The 14524-nt window shown below is 70.1% G+C and carries 16 protein-coding genes; 7 read left to right on the top strand and 9 right to left on the bottom strand.

Annotated features, from left to right (window positions below):
• Positions 1–4: 4 nt before the first annotated feature.
• A complete protein-coding gene (locus ASE12_RS14675; protein ID WP_157413105.1) occupies positions 5–619 on the bottom strand; it encodes a TOPRIM nucleotidyl transferase/hydrolase domain-containing protein in 615 nt (204 codons plus the stop codon).
• Positions 620–698: 79 nt separating this feature from the next.
• Between ASE12_RS14675 and ASE12_RS14670 the strand changes: the two genes are divergently transcribed.
• Positions 699–1160 (top strand): group II truncated hemoglobin, encoded by a 462-nt coding sequence (locus ASE12_RS14670; RefSeq protein WP_056402132.1) that lies wholly within the window; start codon positions 699–701, stop codon positions 1158–1160.
• A gap of 3 nt (positions 1161–1163) precedes the next feature.
• Here ASE12_RS14670 and ASE12_RS14665 read toward each other — a convergent pair whose 3' ends face one another.
• A complete protein-coding gene (locus ASE12_RS14665) occupies positions 1164–1652 on the bottom strand; it encodes a helix-turn-helix domain-containing protein (RefSeq protein ID WP_056402129.1) in 489 nt (162 codons plus the stop codon).
• 95 nt (positions 1653–1747) lie between these two features.
• Here ASE12_RS14665 and ASE12_RS14660 point away from each other — a divergent pair, with 95 nt between their 5' ends.
• Positions 1748–3028 (top strand): MFS transporter, encoded by a 1281-nt coding sequence (locus tag ASE12_RS14660; RefSeq protein ID WP_056402126.1) that lies wholly within the window; start codon positions 1748–1750, stop codon positions 3026–3028.
• Between the two features lie 75 nt (positions 3029–3103).
• Here the strand turns inward: ASE12_RS14660 and ASE12_RS14655 are convergent, their stop codons facing one another.
• Entirely contained in the window at positions 3104–3760 is a 657-nt protein-coding gene (locus tag ASE12_RS14655; RefSeq protein ID WP_056402123.1) for a response regulator transcription factor, read from the bottom strand.
• A complete protein-coding gene (locus ASE12_RS14650; RefSeq protein WP_056402121.1) occupies positions 3742–5007 on the bottom strand; it encodes a sensor histidine kinase in 1266 nt (421 codons plus the stop codon). Before ASE12_RS14650 ends, ASE12_RS14655 begins: the two co-directional genes overlap by 19 nt.
• 133 nt (positions 5008–5140) lie before the next feature.
• Between ASE12_RS14650 and ASE12_RS14645 the strand changes: the two genes are divergently transcribed.
• Positions 5141–5908, top strand: a complete 768-nt coding sequence (locus tag ASE12_RS14645) for an ABC transporter ATP-binding protein (protein ID WP_056402118.1) — start codon at positions 5141–5143, stop codon at positions 5906–5908.
• Complete coding sequence (locus ASE12_RS14640; RefSeq protein ID WP_056402116.1) at positions 5905–7818, top strand: FtsX-like permease family protein; 1914 nt, start codon at positions 5905–5907, stop codon at positions 7816–7818. Before ASE12_RS14645 ends, ASE12_RS14640 begins: the two co-directional genes overlap by 4 nt.
• Positions 7819–7902: 84 nt before the next feature.
• On the opposite strand, the gene purQ is transcribed toward ASE12_RS14640, so the two are convergent.
• From purQ to ASE12_RS14625, 3 genes are all read right to left on the bottom strand, one after another.
• The gene (gene purQ / locus ASE12_RS14635; RefSeq protein WP_056402113.1) at positions 7903–8574 is read right to left on the bottom strand and encodes a phosphoribosylformylglycinamidine synthase subunit PurQ; all 672 of its coding nucleotides are present in this window, start codon (positions 8572–8574) and stop codon (positions 7903–7905) included.
• The gene (gene purS / locus ASE12_RS14630) at positions 8571–8813 is read right to left on the bottom strand and encodes a phosphoribosylformylglycinamidine synthase subunit PurS (RefSeq protein WP_056402110.1); all 243 of its coding nucleotides are present in this window, start codon (positions 8811–8813) and stop codon (positions 8571–8573) included. Before purS ends, purQ begins: the two co-directional genes overlap by 4 nt.
• A gap of 64 nt (positions 8814–8877) precedes the next feature.
• Positions 8878–10434 carry a long-chain fatty acid--CoA ligase gene (locus ASE12_RS14625; RefSeq protein WP_056402107.1) on the bottom strand — a complete coding sequence of 519 codons (1557 nt, stop codon included), beginning with the start codon at positions 10432–10434 and terminating at the stop codon, positions 8878–8880.
• Between the two features lie 117 nt (positions 10435–10551).
• On the opposite strand from ASE12_RS14625, the gene ASE12_RS14620 reads away from it, so the two are divergent.
• A complete protein-coding gene (locus ASE12_RS14620) occupies positions 10552–11565 on the top strand; it encodes a carboxypeptidase-like regulatory domain-containing protein (RefSeq protein WP_056402103.1) in 1014 nt (337 codons plus the stop codon).
• A gap of 91 nt (positions 11566–11656) precedes the next feature.
• The gene (locus ASE12_RS14615) at positions 11657–12235 is read left to right on the top strand and encodes a carboxypeptidase-like regulatory domain-containing protein (protein ID WP_056402100.1); all 579 of its coding nucleotides are present in this window, start codon (positions 11657–11659) and stop codon (positions 12233–12235) included.
• Positions 12236–12259: 24 nt separating this feature from the next.
• On the opposite strand, the gene ASE12_RS14610 is transcribed toward ASE12_RS14615, so the two are convergent.
• Together ASE12_RS14610 and ASE12_RS14605 are read right to left on the bottom strand one after the other, a co-directional pair.
• Positions 12260–12955: a hypothetical protein gene (locus tag ASE12_RS14610; protein WP_157412945.1), complete on the bottom strand. Its 696-nt coding sequence runs from the start codon at positions 12953–12955 to the stop codon at positions 12260–12262.
• 66 nt (positions 12956–13021) lie between these two features.
• Positions 13022–13570, bottom strand: a complete 549-nt coding sequence (locus ASE12_RS14605) for an RNA polymerase sigma factor (RefSeq protein ID WP_056402095.1) — start codon at positions 13568–13570, stop codon at positions 13022–13024.
• Between the two features lie 45 nt (positions 13571–13615).
• Between ASE12_RS14605 and ASE12_RS14600 the strand changes: the two genes are divergently transcribed.
• Entirely contained in the window at positions 13616–14524 is a 909-nt protein-coding gene (locus ASE12_RS14600; protein ID WP_056402092.1) for a serine/threonine-protein kinase, read from the top strand.

Below are 14524 nucleotides of genomic sequence, written 5' to 3'. Positions count from 1 at the left end.
TGTCTCAGCCGTGCTCGGTGAGCCTGTCGAGCAGGTCGTCGAGAGGTCTTGGCACGTGGCCGAGGTCCAGGGCGTCGACGAGCGCCCGGCCGTACTGCTCCTTGCGCCCACTGTGCGTGCCCATGAACCGGTGCAGCCGGTCCTCGGTGGTGCGATCGCGCTGCGCGGGCTGCTGGCGGAAGATGTCGTACGCCCGGGTCTCGCCCTCGTGCGCGATCACCGCCTCGACCGCTGCGGTCCCCAGGGCGCGGATGAGCTCGCCCTCCAGGTCGGGATCGCACACGAAGAAGCCGTCGAGCCCCAGCCCGGCGCGGGCGAGTGCGCGCTCGAAGAACCCCAGCTCGGCACGGTCACACAAGCCGGCGATCGAGGTGCCGAGCCCCTCCGGGCCGAGCACGTCCACGAACCGGCGGATGTTGGTCGCCCCGCCCATCGGCACGACACACACGCCCGCGGCATCGAGGTCACGGCCACGGCGTACGGCCAGGCGTTCGACCGCTGCCTGGTCGCTGACCCCTTCGACCAGCGCGACCGTGCGCAGGCCCGTGGCCAGCTCGCGGGCGGCGACACCATCGCCGCCGGCGGCCCACGCGACGAGGGAGTCGCGGAGTCGGGTCATGTCAGGCACGGATCCAGTCTGCCCGGTGGAGTCGGGCTGCCGGGCTACGATCGCCGCACGGCCGGAGCGAGGAGACCTGATGACCGCGACCCCGACGCTGTACGACTGGTGCGGCGGCCACGACGCCTTGCTGCGCCTGACCGAGGTCTTCTACGACCGGGTGCTCGCCGATCCGGTGCTCGAGCCGGTGTTCCGTCACATGGGCCCACAGCACCGCGAGCACGTGGCGCTGTGGCTCGGCGAGGTGTTCGGCGGGCCGACGACCTACACCGACGAGCTGGGCGGCTACCCCAGCATGCTCCGGCACCACATCGGGCTCGCGATCACCGAGGAGCAACGTGCGCGGTGGGCCGGAATGATCGCGGCGAGTGCCGACGAGGCCGGGCTGCCAGACGACCCCGAGTTCCGCTCGGCGTTCGTGGCGTACGTCGAGTGGGGCACCCGGATCGCCAAGGCCAACTCGGCCGAGGGCGCGACTCCCCCGCCGGAGCTGCCGACGCCGCGGTGGGGCTGGGGCGAGGCGCCCCCGTACGAGGGCTGATCGCTAGGCGGTCGCGCCGACCAGGCGCTCGCGGGTCGCCTTCCAGGGCTTGTCCCAGCTGACGTCACCGGGCCGGAGCGCCTCGCCGCACTCGCTGCAGACGTCGGCCGTCGTGGTCTCGGCGCCGCAGGTCTCGTGGATGACCGCCATGTGGGCGCCGCCTTCGGGCATGCGCGTGTGCTTCTCGGCCCAGATCGACACCGCGTGCATGATCGGCAGCAGGTCGGCGCCGGCCTCGGTCGCGACGTACTCGAAGTGCGCACGCCGGTCGGCGCGGTACTCGACCTTGCGCAGCAGCTCCTCGTCGACGAGCAGCCGCAGCCGGCGGCTCAGGACCGCGTCGGAGATGCCGATGCTGTCGCGGATCTCGTCGAACCGGCAGCGCCCGTGCAGCACCTCGCGCATGATCAGCATGATCCACGGATCGCCGAGCACGTCGAGTCCGCGGCGTACGGGACACAGGTCCTCGGACCAGTCGGATCGCAGTGGCATGATGCACCTCGGTCTTGGCAGGAATTCGGCTTGCTTGAGGAAAGCCAGCACCAGTATGGTCGACCAGTCAACTTTCCTCAAGAAAGTCAGGATCCATGACTCGTACGCGCATCCACCCGGCCTGGCTCGTCGCCGCGACGGCGTTCGTCGCGCTGGTCGGCGCTGCCGGCTTCCGCGCCGCGCCGGGAGCGCTGTTCGTGCCGCTGCACGACGAGTTCGGCTGGTCGACGAGCATCATGTCGCTCGCGGTCAGCATCAACCTGCTGCTCTACGGGCTCACCGCCCCGTTCGCCGCGGCGCTGATGGACACCTTCGGCATCCGCAAGGTCACCACGGTGGCGCTGCTGATGGTGTCCCTGGGCAGCGGCCTCACGGTGTTCATGACCGAGTCGTTCCAGCTGCTCATCACCTGGGGCGTGCTGATCGGGCTCGGCACGGGATCGATGGCGATGGTGTTCGCGGCGACGATCGCCAACCGCTGGTTCATCGAGCGCCGCGGCCTCGTCATGGGCATCCTCACGGCCGGAGGAGCGACCGGTCAGCTGGTGTTCCTCCCGATCGTCGCCGCCCTCGCCGACAACGTCGGCTGGCGCACGGCGTCGCTGACGATCGCCGGCGCGGCACTGCTGGTCGTACCCCTGGTCATCCGGTTCATCGGCGACTTCCCTGAGGACCGCAAGCTCGCTCCGTACGGCGCACCGGCCGACTGGCTGCCGCCCGTGCGCGAGACCGGCGGCGCAGCCAAGCGGGCCACCGATGCGCTGCGGGCCGCCGCGCGGGTGCCGGCGTTCTGGGCGCTGGCTGCGGCCTTCGCGATCTGCGGAGCGACGACCAACGGCCTGGTCGGCATCCACTTCATCCCTTCGGCCCACGACCACGGGATGGACCAGACCACAGCGGCGAGCCTGCTGGCGGTCGTCGGCATCTTCGACATCGCGGGCACCGTGGCGTCGGGCTGGTTCACCGATCGCTACGACCCCCGGATGCTGCTCGTCGGCTACTACGCGTTCCGCGGGGTCGGGCTCGTCCTGCTGCCGACGCTGCTCTCGTCGAGCGTACGTCCGAGCATCGTCGCGTTCGTCGTGATCTACGGGCTCGACTGGGTCGCCACCGTGCCACCGACGGTGGCGCTGTGCCGGGAGATCTTCGGCGACCAGGGCACGATCGTGTTCGGCTGGGTGTTCGCGGCGCACCAGTTCGGCGCCGCCGCTGCCGCGTTGGTCGCCGGTGTCATCCGCGACCAGACCGGGAGCTACTCGCTGGCGTGGTTCGGCGGTGCCGGCCTGTGCGCCGTCGCGGCCGTGCTGTCCTGGATCCTCGGCTCGTCCCGCAAGCGGGCCGCCGTACGCGAGTCCCTCACGCCCGTCCCCATGTGACGTCCTCGCTGGGACTGACGTTTCTGTTGCAACACGCCGTGCTGGCCCAGCAAAAACGTCAGTCCCAGCGGGGGCTCAACCCCTCAGGTACGTGAGGACGGCGGAGACGCGGCGGTCGTGGTCGTCGCCGAGGTCGAGCTTGGCGAAGATGCTCCCGACGTGCTTGCGCACGGCGGCGTCGCTGACGAACAGCGCCTCGGCGATCGACCCGTTCGTACGTCCTTCGGCCATCAACGCCAGGACCTCACGCTCGCGGGTGGTCAACGCGGCGAGCGGTCCGTCGTCGCTGCGCCGGGCCAGCAGCTGGCGTACGACCTCGGGGTCGACGACGGTCTGCCCCTCGACGACCTGGTCGAGGCTTGCCAGGAAGTCCGCGACGCGGCCGACCCGGTCCTTGAGGAGATAGCCGATCCCGGCGGTCCCCGCGGAGTCCATCAGCGCGGGCAGATAGGCGTCGGCGACGTACTGCGACAGCACCAGGATCGGCAACGCCGGCTGCTCCCGGCGGATCGCCGCGGCCGCGCGGAGCCCTTCGTCGGAGTGACCCGGCGGCATGCGTACGTCCGTGATCACCACGTCGGGCGGATCGGCCCGCACCGCCGCGACCAGCTCGTCGGCGTCGGTGGCGCTCGCCACGACCTCGTGCCCGGCCCGCTCGAGGATGCCGACCAGACCCTCGCGGAGCAGTGCGGAGTCCTCGGCGAGGACGATCCTCAGCGGTCGACGTGCCATGGGCTCTCCATCCGCAGCTCGGTCGGTCCACCGACGGGACTCGTGACGGTCAGCGTGCCACCCAACGCGTCGAGGCGGGTGACGAGCCCCGAGAGTCCCGTGCCCTCCCCCACCGTCGCGCCGCCGCGGCCGTCGTCGCTGATGACCAGCACCAACGAGTCACCCGACCTCCGGGCGTGGATCGCTGCGCTGCGAGCCTGAGCGTGCTTGGCGACGTTGGCGAGCCCCTCGCTGACCACGAAGTAGGCGGCCGCCTCCACCTGCGCCGGCGGACGCTCGTCGAGCGAGACGTCGACGCGTACGGGGATGGGCATGCGGTCGGCGACCTCACGGATCGCGGCGCCGAGACCGAGGTCGGTGAGCACGCGGGGATGCACGCCGCGTACGACCTCGCGCAGGTCCGCGAGTGCGGCCTCGGCCTCGCTGTGCGCCTGACGCACCAGGGCCAGCCCCTCACCCTCGGGCACGTCGAGCTCGGCGCGACCGAGCAGCATCGTGAGGGCGACCATGCGTTGCTGCACGCCGTCGTGCAGGTCGCGCTCGATGCGCTTGCGCTCGGTCTCGAACGCGTCGACGAGCTCGATCCGCGACCGGCGCAGCTCGGTGACCCGGGCCTCGAGCTCCTCCTCCCGGGGACTCAGCAGGATGCGCGCCAGCGAGGACTGGGCCGCGGCGAGGACCGTCAGCACGTACGAGCCCAGCACCAGGCCGACCGGCGTCGCGATGATCGCGAACGGCACCGCCTCGCGCGTCGAGTCGAGCTGCCACCACAGCATGCCCACGGTGTCGAAGTGCGCGAGCAGCGGCGACAGCAACGAGACCACGACGAACGTCACGACCAGCACGGCGACGAGGAGGTCGACCACCCACAGGACGAGTGCGAGGAGCACGGCGTATCCCAGGGCGCGCCATGACGCTGCGTCCCGCGGGGTCCGCCACCACGGCGTGTCCGAGGGTTCCGGCGCCGCGGCGTCTCCCAGCACGAAGGGCAGGCGTCGGCGCTCGACCACGGCGATCATGGCCCCGAGCTTGGGCAGCGAGCCGAGGATGAACAGGCCGATGATGAGCGGAGTCGTCACGACCCCCACGCCGATCGTCACGAAGAACCCGACGAGCGACACCAGTCCGACCACGGCGCCGCTGAGCAGGTAGGCGAGCGAGCGCCACGGCCATGGTGAGAACACGAGGCGTACGGGGTTGCCGCCGACGGCCGACCAGACCGGGGAGGTACGCGTCGCGGAGGTCATGATGACCCAGCGTAGGGGCGCGCTGCGCCGATGACAGTGACCTCAGGTCCACTCCTCGGGGTATCGCGTGCGCTACCCCAGAAGTGGCCCGCAGGCCAGAGACGGCGAGGGCGCGCGGCGATGTCATGGAGTCATGACAACTCTCACCGCCTCCGACCCCGGTCGCACCGCCACGCGCGGCGATGCCGTCGTCCTGGACGGCGTCACCAAGACATACAAGTCCAAGGCCGGCACGGTCGACGCGCTCCGCGGCATCACCCACACGTTCGCGACGTCGACCTTCACCGCCGTGATGGGGCAGTCGGGATCCGGCAAGTCGACCCTGCTGCAGTGCGCCGCCGGCCTCGACCGGCCCACGAAGGGCACGGTCCTGGTCGCCGGCACGGATCTCGCGAAGCTCAACGAGGTCGAGCTGACCACGATGCGCCGCTCCACCATGGGCTTCGTCTTCCAGTCCTACAACCTGCTGCCCGCGCTCACGGTGTTCGACAACGTCGCACTGCCCCTGCGGCTCGCCGGCGAGCGGCCCAGCCGCCGTGACGTGCTCGCGGCGCTCGCCGAGGTCGGCCTCGACTGCCACCACGGGCGCCGGCCCGCCGAGCTGTCCGGCGGCCAGCAGCAACGGGTCTCGATCGCCCGCGCCCTCATCGCGCGGCCCCAGGTGGTGTTCGCCGACGAGCCGACCGGCGCCCTCGACCGTACGACCAGCCACCAGGTGCTCGAGCTGCTGCGGCGGTCCGTCGACGAGCAGGGACACACGATCGCGATGGTCACGCACGACCCGGTCGCGGCCTCGTACGCGCACTCGGTGATCTTCCTCGAGGACGGCCAGCTGGTGGGACACCTGCAGCACGGCAGCGCGTCCCAGATCGCCGCGATGATGAGCGAGCTCGAACGATGATGCTCCTCGACCTCAGCCGGCACACCGTGCGGCGCAACATCGCCCCGTACGTCGGATCGATCGTCGCGCTGTTCCTCGGCGTCACCCTGATCGGGCTGACGGTGGAGATGATCACCGCCGTCGCAGAAGCCACGTCGCGCCTCGAGCCCGGCGACACGAAGGGCCGCATGCAGCTCGACGACCTCGCCTCGATGTTCGGGGTGATGTCGGGCTTCTCGGGCTTCATCGCGATCTTCGTCGTCGCCAGCACCTTCTCGTTCGTCGTGTCCTCGCGGCGGCGGGAGCTCGGCCTCCTGCGTCTCGTCGGCGCGACGCCGCGGCAGGTCCGACGGATGATCCTCGGCGAGTCGTTCGTCGTGGCGACCGTCTCCTCGCTGGCAGCGTGCATCTTCGCGCATCTCCTGACGCCTTTCACGCTCTGGCTCGCCCACGATCGCGGACTCACGCCGATGAAGCTCGACGCCCCCAGCTTCTGGCCCACCCTCGCCATCGCGTTCCCGATCGGTGCGCTGGTCGCCCTGATCGGCGCACGGTCGGCGGCGCGTCGAGCGTCGAAGATCCCGCCGGTCGACGCGATGCGGGAGGCCGCGGTCGAGCGCCGGCGCATGGGCTTCTGGCGGTTGACGGTGGGTCTGGCCTGCCTCGCCGGCTCCCTGGCGATGCTCATCACGATGGGCGCGGTCACGGGTGAGCTGTCGCTCGTCCTCGGCATCTTCGCGCCCGAGATGCTGGTCATCTCCGCGGTCTGCTTCGGCCCGTGGCTGTTCCCGGCGCTCGCGAGGCTGATCGCGTGGCCGCTGGTGCGCAGGGGTGACGTCACGATCCGACTGGCTCGCGACAACGTCGCCGCGTCCGCCAAGCGCACCGCGTCGCTCGCGGCGCCGACCCTGGCGATCTCGGCGATCGGTGGATCGTTGCTCCTGACCCTCGGCATCGCCGCCGACTGGGACCACGCGATCAACCAGCAGCAGCTCAAGGCACCCGTCGTGGTGCAGGGCGGCGGTGCCCGTACGGCTGAGGCGCTCGCGGCCTCGCCGGCGGTCAAGGTCGCCGACGCGAGTGCGCCGACGAGCATCACGCTGATCGACCGTGAGGGAGAGCGGGAGCTCGAGGACGCCGAGACGATCAATGTCGCCGATGCCGTCGCCGCTCGCGGGCTGTCAGCCGACAAGGGCACGCTCGGCGACCTCCACGGCCGGACGATCGCGATGTCCAGGTCGTACGCCTTCGACAGCGGCTATCACCTCGGCAGCACGATGCGGGTCGACCTCGGTCGCGGCAAGCCGGTCACGCTCAAGGTCGTGGCCATCGTCGACTCGGCACCGTCGCTCCACAGCGACCTGCTGCTGCCACCGGGCCTGGCCACGGCGAAGCCCGACCGCTGGTTCGTCATCCCCGAGCCCGGCACCGCCGACGCCGTCTCGACGATCGGCGCGGAGCTCCGGGGCACATCCGGCCACGCCGAGTCCCGCGCCGCATGGCTCGCCGCGACCGACGCCGACCTGCGCCGCAACAACACGTTCACGCTGTGGGTGCTGCTCGGACCGTCAGGGTTCTATGCCGCCCTGGCGATCGCCAACACCCTGCTGATGGGCAGCCTCCAGCGCCACCGCGAGTTCGTGGCGACCCGCCTGATCGGCGCCACCGAGCGACAGGTCCGCAAGGTCGTCCTCTGGGAGTCCGCGCTGGTGACCGCCACGTCGCTGACGATGGGCGCGATCATCAGTGCCACGGTCGCCGTGCTGGTCGGCCGGGCCCTGAGCAGCGACCTGGAGAGCATGCCGATCGACGTGCCCTGGCTGGGCCTCGGGATGATCGGTGCGACCTGCCTGGCCATCGCCACGGTCGCTTCGGTTGCCCCGACGGCGTTCATGCTGCGCCGGGTCCACCCCTCCCAGGCCGCGGAGTAACCACGTGCGCGGTGAGCCTGACGTTTGTGCTGCGACACGCCGCGGGACCACCACAGAAACGTCAGTCTCAGCGGGTGCCTGGAACTAGGCAGAGGTGAGGGTGGCCAGCGCCGAGGTGAAGAGGGCCAGGCCGTCGGTGCCGGGACCGGTCAGGTCCTCGACCGCGTGCTCGGGGTGCGGCATGAGCCCGACGACGTTGCCGCGCTCGTTGGTGATGCCGGCGATGTCGCGCAGCGAGCCGTTGGGATTGACGTCGACGTAGCGGAACACGACCTGGCCCTCGCCCTCGAGGCGGTCGAGCGTGTCCTCGTCGGCGACGAAGCCGCCCTCGCCGTTCTTGAGCGGGATCACGATCTCGTCGCCGAGCGACAGGTTCGAGGTCCACGCGGTCGAGGCGTTCTCGACCTTGAGGGTCTGGTCACGGCAGATGAACGTGCGGTGGTCGTTGCGGATCAGGGCGCCGGGCAGGAGGTGCGACTCGCACAGGATCTGGAAGCCGTTGCAGATGCCGAGCACCGGCATGCCGCCCTGCGCCGCGGCGATGACCTCGGTCATGACCGGCGCGAACCGGGCGATCGCCCCGGCACGCAGGTAGTCGCCGTAGGAGAAGCCGCCCGGCAGGATGACCGCGTCGACGCCCTTGAGGTCGTGGTCACCGTGCCACAGCGCGACCGGCTCGCCACCGGCGATGCGTACGGCCCGCTGCGCGTCGACGTCGTCGAGCGACCCCGGGAACGTGACGACGCCGACCTTCATGAATCCACTCGTACGGAGTAGTCCTCGATGACCGGGTTCGACAGCAGCGTGCCGGCCAGGGCGTGCACCTCGGCGAGTGTGGCCTCGTCGACCACCTCGACCTCGAGCTCGAACCGCTTGCCCTGGCGTACGTCCGTCACGGCGTGATAGCCGAGACGCGGCAGTGCGCCGTGGACGGCCTTGCCCTGCGGGTCGAGGATCTCGGGTTTGGGCATGACATCGACGATGACGCGGGCCACGGACGCTCCTTGAGTGGTCGGTGCCCTCAGTCTATCGGTGTCGCTGCGGTCCTCGGACCCGCGTTCAGGACAGCTCGCGCTTGAGGATCTTGCCGGTGCTGGTCATCGGCAGCTCGTCGCGGAACTCGACGACGCGCGGGTACTTGTAGGCCGCGAGCTGCTCCTTGCCCCAGGCCACCAGGTCGGCCTCCGAGACGTCGTCGTGGTCCTTGTTCTTGACCACGACGGCCTTGATCTCCTCGCCGTGCGACTCGTTCGGCACGCCGATCACCGCGACCAGCGACACCGCCGGGTGCTCCATGAGGACCTCCTCGATCTCGCGCGGATAGACGTTGAAGCCACCGCGGATGATCATGTCCTTGGACCGGTCGACGATGTAGTAGAAACCGTCCTCGTCCTTCTTGGCCAGGTCGCCCGACCTGAACCAGCCGTCCCGGATCGCCTCGGCGGTGGCCTCGGGCCGGTTGTAGTAGCCCTTCATGACGTTGTGGCCCTTGATCGCGATCTCACCGACCGCGTCCGGGCCCGGCTCGACCTCGCTCCAGTCGTCGTTGATCAGCTTCATCTCGACGCCGGGGATCGGCACGCCGATCGACCCCACGCGAGGCTCCTCGCCGAACCGGGAGAACGACGCGACGGGAGACGTCTCCGAGAGGCCGTAGCCCTCGAGGATCGTGACCCCGAACCGCTCCTTGAACTGGCGGTGGATGTCGACCGGCAGCGCCGACCCGCCGGCTGCCGCGACGCGCAGGTTGGCCGCCAGCGCCTCCACGTCGACCGTGTCGTCGAGTGCGCCGAGCAGGCCCCAGTACATCGTCGGCACCCCGGCGAAGAACGTGACTCGGTTGGCCAGCATCAGCCCCAGAGCCGACTTGGCCTCGAACCTCGGCAGCATCACGACCGTGCCGCCGTACGCCATCGAGCCGTTCTGGATCACCGTCTGACCGAACGAGTGGAACAGCGGCAGCACGCACAGGTACGTGTCAGGCCGCGACTCGTCCGCGCCGAACAGGTCCTTGCCGGCCAGCGCGTTGTCGCGCATGTTGCGGTGCCGCAGCTCCGCACCCTTGGGCTGCCCCGTCGTGCCGGACGTGTAGAGGATGACTGCCGTGTCGTCGTCATCGCGCTCGACCGTGTCGAACGTCGGTGGCTGCTGCGCCACGAGAGGGCCGAAGAACTCCGGCGGCTCCATCGGCTCGGGCTGCTGGGAGTCGAGCTTGATCAGGAAGAACTCGGTGCACGACTCCGTCGCCTGGAACCCCTCCCACGCAGCGTCGCCGATCGGCAGGTCCTGCGTGCCCTCGAACGCGAAGTACGCCTTGGCGTCCGAGTCGGCCAGGTGATAGGCCACCTCGCGGCCCTTGAGCAGCACGTTCAACGGCACGACCGTGGCGCCCGCCTTGAGGATGCCGAAGTAGATGACCGTGAAGTACGGCAGGTTGGGGCACGACAGCGCGACCTTGTCGCCGGGCTGGATCCCGCGTGCCACCAGCAGGTTCGCCACCTGGTTCGCAGCGCCGTTGACCTGCGCATACGTCAACCGCGTGTCGCCGAACACGATCGCCGTACGGTCGGCGTACTTCTCGGTCGACTGCTCCAGCAAAGCGGCGAGGTTGGCCACGGGTCTCCTCCAGGGTGTGACGGGCCTCTCACCATACCCGCAGTATCTGGGCCTCACCCACAACCTTTGCGGCGACCCAGGCATCTCTCCCACCACAGCACCAACCGAGGAGGAAGCATGACCGCACGACTCACTCGACTCAGTCGAGCCGCACTTGCCGCGGGCACTCTGGTCACCCTGACCATCGGTGGTGCTGCGGCGCTCACCGCGGCGAACGCCGCACCGGGGACCGGCGCCGTCGCCGGGTCGGTCTTCGACGCCGGCGGATACCCGCTGGCCGGCCTCACCATCAAGGTCCACGACGCCCAGGGCGAGGTCGTCGGCACCGCCTCGACCAACGATGCGGGCCGGTTCCGGCTCGAGGGTGTGGCGACCGACGGCGACGACACCTATCGCTACGAGGCGATCGACACGACGGGCTGGCACGTCGCGAAGTACTCCCCGTCGTTCGTCGTCAAGAACGGCGTGACCACGACGACGAACCTGTCGGTGAAGGACGCCGGCATCATCCAGGGCAAGGTCTACACGCAGATCGGGACCGCCCCCCTCAAGGCGGCGAAGACCGTCGGCGTGTCGGCGAAGATGGTCGGCGACGAGGAGGACGAGAACCTCCCCGGCGGTGCCGTCATGGTCTCCGCCGGCGGCGGATTCCGCCTCGGCGGGCTGCCGACCGGCACCTACTACGTCGCGTTCGGTGACATGGCCGAGGTGTTCGACGAGACCTGCTACAACAACGTCCGCAGGACGCAGAAGGGCTGCGTCGGCCTCACCTACGTCAAGGTGACCGCCGGGAAGGCGACGACCCTGAGCCGTCAGGTGATGAAGTACCGGTACGGCACGGTCTCCGGCACCGTGACTGACACCGAGGGCCACCCCTTGCAGGGCATGAAGGTCGACGTCCTCACCAGCGCCACGGACGGCTCGATCCCGGTCACGACGGCCGCCGACGGCACCTGGAAGAAGGGCAGCCTGGACTTCGTGGGCAAGGTCCGGGTCCGGGTCAGTGACCCCACGGGTGTCCACCGCACGACGTGGTACGTCAACGCGACCAGCTACGCCTCGGCGACACCGGTCACGATGAACGACGGCTCGCAGATCACGAACCTGCACATCGCGCTGCCGAAGAACTGAGTCGAACGAGACAACCTTTGCGTCCCCCTCGGCATCTGACATGACAGAACGCACACACCGATCCCGAGGGGGACGCATGACCGTACATCCCATGAGACCGACCACGACGGTCGCACTCTCCGCCGTCGTCACGGGCACGATCTCCGACCCGAGCGGCTATCCGCTCGCCGGGATCACGGTCGCCCTGTTCACCGAGGGCCGCGACCAGGGCACCCGCCTCGACACCACGATCACGGACGATGTCGGCGGCTACCGGTTCACCCGGCGCCAGCCCGTCGCGGGCGACGACTACCGGGTCGAGGCCACGGACCACACCGGCGCCCACGTCTTCACCCGCCTCGCCGTCACGATCGATCCGGCTCGCCCGACGCCGCAGGACCTGACGATGCCGGTCGCCGGGTACGTCCAGGGCACCGTCGTCAGCGATGAGCAACCCGCCACCGACATGTGCGTGACGGCATCCGGCGCTCACGCCACGGGAGCCGCGTACGTCTCGGCCAAGGGCACGTTCCGCATCGGCGGGCTGCCGCCCGGCGAGTACGCGGTGACGTTCCAGGACGCCGACCTCACCGCCCGCGAACCGATCGTGGTCAGCGTGGCCGCCGGCCGTGAGACGACGATCGAGGACCAGGTCATCGACCTCGGGCAGGGCGTACGAGCGGCCCGCTGACCGAGCCCGGCCCGGCCGGCGGCTTCAGCAGCCGCTGCGGGTCAGGCCGGGCCGTACGCCGCTCGTGACCTCGACGAACGTCACGGTGTCGGTCGGCGCGACGGCATCGGGAGCCGCGTTGAACAAGAACCCGATCCAGCCGTTGCCCTCGCTGACGAACAGGCCGGTCTGGCCCTGCCCCGCCGGCTCCGGCGCCACCTCTCCGAGCACCCCCTGGACGCTCTCGTAGGTGCTGCCGACGCCGAGCCCCGAGCGCGTACGCGGGCCCCCACCGCGAATGCCGATCGCCGCGACCGAGCCGTCGTCGTTGGTGCGGATGTCGAGCTGGTCGTTGTAGCCGGCCTTCCACACCAGGTCGTCGGTCCGGTTGCACGCCGGCACCGACACGTCGGCGTCGAAGTAGCCCGTCGCGTACGCATCCTGCTTGCTCATCCCGACCTGCACCGGGCCGACCGCACCGGGGATGATGCGCAGCGCGCCGACGGGCGCGAGCGGCAGCTTCGGCGGCTCCGACGTCTTGGTGCCGCCGCCGGTGCCCGGAGGCGGGTTGGCGGTCTTGGTCGACTTGGGCTTGTCGGTCTTCTTCGACGTCTGGGTGGCTGACGGCGTGGCCTTGGGCTCCGGGTCGGACTCGGAGCTGAGCTGGTGTGCCACCACGCTCGTGCTCACGCCGCCGGCCATGCTGATCGCGAGGATGCCGGTTGCGATCTGCTGCTTCATGGGTTCCTCCGTGGTGCTGGTGCCCCCGATGGGACACACCTCGGAGACAGAGATGCCGAGGAGCACTCAGAAGTTGCCTTCATTGACCCCCAGCCTCTCCCGTACGAATCCTCGTGCCGTGTGGATGCGGGCCTTGACGGTGCCGAGCGGCGTCTGCGTGAGGGCGGCGATCTCGTCGTACGGCAGCGCACCGATGTCACGCAGGACGAACGCCTCGGCGGTCGCCGGGTGCGCCTGCTCGAGGGCCTCGATCGCGTCGAGCAGGTCGAGGCGGCTGCCGGCGATCACGCTGGTCGTGCGCGGGTCGGGGCTGACCGGCAGCTCGTCGACGGAGCGCTCGGCGAACCGCCGCTTCAACGTGCGATAGGTCTGCCGTGCCGAGTTGGACGCGATGACCGTGACCCAGCCCATGAACGAGCCCTCGCCGGAGTAGTCCTTCAGGTGCGTCGCGATCGACAGCAGCGCGTCCTGAGCGGCCTCCTCGGCGTCGAGCGTGTGCGGCAGCAACCGGGCGCACCGGCTCACGACCCTCGGCCGGATGGCCGCCAGCAGCTCTTCCATCGCGGGGGCCTCACCGGCTCGCGCCCTGGCGATCAGCTGCTCGTCGACATCCATGCCCCAGACGATACTGATACGGGTTGTCGCGCATACTGATGCGTGATGAAACAGATCGGACGCTACCGCCTCGACGAGGTCGAGGGGTTCGGCGCCTTCGCCACCGTCTGGCGCGGCTTCGACACCGAGCTCGAGACTCCGGTCGCGGTCAAGGTGCTGGCCGAGAACTGGGCCCATCACGCCGACGTACGTGAGCGGTTCCTCGCCGAGGCCCGTCTGCTCCGGCAGATCCACGATCCCCGTGTCGTACGGGTGCACGACATCGGCACCCATGAGGACCGGCCGTTCTTCGTCATGGACTACGTCTCGGGTGGCACGGTCGCCGACCGGGTGAAGCCGCCGGGATCGACCGAGGACGCCCTCCTGCTCGCCATCGAGTGCGCACGCGCCGTCCAGGTGCTGCACGACGAGGGCATGCTGCACCGCGACGTCAAGCCGAGCAACCTCCTCGTCGCGGAGGACGGCCGCGTGCTCGTCGCGGATCTCGGCAGCGCCAAGCGTCTCGCCGAGGCCAGCGGCGTCACGGTCACGACCGGCACGCCGGCCTACATGGCACCCGAGCAGGCACGCGGCGCACCGGTCGGCCCGCGCTCGGACGTCTACTCGCTGGGCGCCGTCACGTACGAGCTGCTCTCGGGCCGGCCGCCGTACGACGTGTCCGATCCCGGCACGCTGCTGCACCGGTCCAACGACAGCCGGCCCGCGCCTCTGGCGAGCTCCGGCAAGATCCCCCGCAACCTCGACCACCTGCTGGCGTCCTCGTTGGCGACCCGGCCGGACGACCGACCCGAGTCGGCCGCGGCGTTCGCCGACGCCCTCGAGCAGATCGTCGGCGGCACCAAGGTGCGCAACGTGCGGCGGGTGCGCCGGGAGGTGCCCTCGGGGCTCGCCCTCACCCTGGCGGTGCTGGTGTTCGCGGCGTCCGCCGCGGTCACCTGGTACGTGATCCGCTGA

Origin of the sequence: Aeromicrobium sp. Root236 (assembly GCF_001428805.1) — a bacterium.
In the GTDB taxonomy this organism is placed as follows: Bacteria; Actinomycetota; Actinomycetes; order Propionibacteriales; family Nocardioidaceae; genus Aeromicrobium.
Note: the sequence above shows the minus strand (reverse complement) of the source record. Positions and strands in the feature narration are given on the sequence as shown.

Excerpts from the sequence above, each read along its gene's own strand:
- ASE12_RS14675 (WP_157413105.1), bottom strand. The coding sequence starts at position 619 with ATGACCCGACTCCGCGACTCCCTCGTCGCGTGGGCCGCCGGCGGCGAT.
- ASE12_RS14670 (WP_056402132.1), top strand. The coding sequence starts at position 699 with ATGACCGCGACCCCGACGCTGTACGACTGGTGCGGCGGCCACGACGCC.
- ASE12_RS14665 (WP_056402129.1), bottom strand. The coding sequence starts at position 1,652 with ATGCCACTGCGATCCGACTGGTCCGAGGACCTGTGTCCCGTACGCCGC.
- ASE12_RS14660 (WP_056402126.1), top strand. The coding sequence starts at position 1,748 with ATGACTCGTACGCGCATCCACCCGGCCTGGCTCGTCGCCGCGACGGCG.
- ASE12_RS14655 (WP_056402123.1), bottom strand. The coding sequence starts at position 3,760 with ATGGCACGTCGACCGCTGAGGATCGTCCTCGCCGAGGACTCCGCACTG.
- ASE12_RS14650 (WP_056402121.1), bottom strand. The coding sequence starts at position 5,007 with ATGACCTCCGCGACGCGTACCTCCCCGGTCTGGTCGGCCGTCGGCGGC.
- ASE12_RS14645 (WP_056402118.1), top strand. The coding sequence starts at position 5,141 with ATGACAACTCTCACCGCCTCCGACCCCGGTCGCACCGCCACGCGCGGC.
- ASE12_RS14640 (WP_056402116.1), top strand. The coding sequence starts at position 5,905 with ATGATGCTCCTCGACCTCAGCCGGCACACCGTGCGGCGCAACATCGCC.
- purQ (WP_056402113.1), bottom strand. The coding sequence starts at position 8,574 with ATGAAGGTCGGCGTCGTCACGTTCCCGGGGTCGCTCGACGACGTCGAC.
- ASE12_RS14620 (WP_056402103.1), top strand. The coding sequence starts at position 10,552 with ATGACCGCACGACTCACTCGACTCAGTCGAGCCGCACTTGCCGCGGGC.
- ASE12_RS14615 (WP_056402100.1), top strand. The coding sequence starts at position 11,657 with ATGAGACCGACCACGACGGTCGCACTCTCCGCCGTCGTCACGGGCACG.
- ASE12_RS14610 (WP_157412945.1), bottom strand. The coding sequence starts at position 12,955 with ATGAAGCAGCAGATCGCAACCGGCATCCTCGCGATCAGCATGGCCGGC.
- ASE12_RS14605 (WP_056402095.1), bottom strand. The coding sequence starts at position 13,570 with ATGGATGTCGACGAGCAGCTGATCGCCAGGGCGCGAGCCGGTGAGGCC.
- ASE12_RS14600 (WP_056402092.1), top strand. The coding sequence starts at position 13,616 with ATGAAACAGATCGGACGCTACCGCCTCGACGAGGTCGAGGGGTTCGGC.